Here is a 1,866-nt window from a genome sequence, read left to right as displayed (position 1 = left end):
CCGCTGAGAGCTTCCTTGGCTTCATAGACATCACGTCCATCCGCCTTTGGGTGCGCCTTTTGTCAACATGACCTAGCGCCGGTCAAGCTGAGGCAAAAGAAACAAAGCCGAGGAATACAAGCGGTCGAGGTGCGAGAGTATGGCCGGATCACATTGAAAAGCGATGGATATACATGGGCACCGAAGACAGGAGGTGTCTCTGCGGATGTGGCGGCGGCATTGTGGAAATTGAAGAGAATGAGACGCTGGAAGTGATCCCCGCACAATACTATGTGACGGTGCGTGAGTATCCAAAGTACCGGTGTCGCTTGCATGACAAGATCATCGGGACAACCTTTGAACCGCGAGTATTTCCGAAAACCACAATGAGCAACGCGCTTATGGCCAATTCGATCACGATGCGTTTCGGGTGGCAGTTGCCATGGTACCGACAAGAGAATATTTTTCTGTCCAAAGGTATCGAACTGTCCCGCAGCACCCTGATGCGATGGTCGAACCGTTTGGCAAATGAGGCGATTTTGCCAATTTATCAATTGATGGAGCAGGAGCTCAAGGCAAATAGCGAAAGGTTGTTTATGGATGAGACCACCTTACCGATGCTTCACCTCGGCAAAGGACAGACAAAAACCAGCTACCTACATGCTCTTCTTCGTGACGACCGATCCTTTTCCGGAAATCAACCTCCCGTAGTTATTTATTATCCGCGGGATACTCGGGCGATGCGCAATATACATGACATCTTGAGCGAGGTATCGGCCATTCTCCAGACCGATTCATATGCCGGATACGGTCGACTTGGCCAACATGGAACGCCCGTGGAACAAATCACGCCAGTCAAATGCTGGGCACATGCCCGACGAAATTTCACAGACGAGTACGAGTTCAACAAAACTCCGGACGCAAAAACGGTCATTCGAATTATTGCCGAGCTATATAAAGAGGAAGAAAAAATTCGGGGCAAGCCACCTCTGATCCGCGTGGCGCATCGGCAGCAATTCTCAGTTCCCATTCTGGATCGCCTACGAGCGTTCTTGATCGCGCAAGCAGACCGCCATCTTTCGAAGAGCAAGATGGGGCAAGCGATCCGCTATGTGCTGAGGCAATGGAGTGATCTGACGCGATTTGTCGATGATGGGCGGATCGACCTCGACACCAATGCGGTTGAACGCATGTTCAAACCGACAGTTCTGTTGCGGAAAAATGCCTTATTCCTGGTCAGTGATGAGGGGGGCGAAGCTTGGGGAATTCATAGCTCTATCATCGAAACGTGTAAACTCAATGAGGTGAATGCTGAGCCCTATTTGAAGTGGGTTTTCGATCAGATCGCGATGAAACTTCCACGCTCTGCATATGAGAAGCTACTACCATGGAACGCTCCGCCTGAGTTTCGGATCAAGCACTGAGGTTTAGGGGGCGCAAACCGCCGCCCTTCTACTGTATGAGTGACTGTTCAGAGCTCTCAGGCTATGCTGTATTGTCTTCTCCAGTGCTTGTGTCGGTGCGATTCCTTGACAGCTGAATATACCAAGAAGCTGGTGAGCGGCATCATAGCGTTTGGGGGATTACTGTTAGCCCCCGCGAGGCGATGAGCGGGCAGTTTAGCCCATCCTGCAGACTCCCGCTTGATGCTTCTCAGGCGTAGATTCGCGAATTTTCTTGGGTTCTGGATGATGGCGGCGAGGAGGAGTTCGCCCTTGGCGCCGTTCGATCTACGTGCCGAACGATGAGAGATCAAAGGAGCGGACGTTCCATCAAGATTAGACCGCCAATCCCGGTGGGTCTTACGCATAGGGCGTATTTTGTTGAAAAACTCGCCCTTGATTGCAGGGCTCTCGGCTGATTCAATTCCCTTAATAGGTGGGAGGA

The 1,866-nt window shown here is 51.4% G+C and carries 1 pseudogene; it reads left to right on the top strand.

From position 1 onward, the window contains the following. Positions 1-146: 146 nt before the first annotated feature. Positions 147-1,403: pseudogene (gene tnpC, locus R0J92_RS21310) on the top strand (IS66 family transposase); the annotation flags it as partial. Positions 1,404-1,866: the final 463 nt, after the last annotated feature.

Origin of the sequence: Tritonibacter sp. SIMBA_163 (genome assembly GCF_046535935.1) — a bacterium.
Classification (GTDB): domain Bacteria; phylum Pseudomonadota; class Alphaproteobacteria; order Rhodobacterales; family Rhodobacteraceae; genus Epibacterium; species Epibacterium scottomollicae.
The sequence above is the reverse complement of the archived record's forward strand: the minus strand, read 5'-3'. Positions and strand labels throughout refer to the sequence as shown.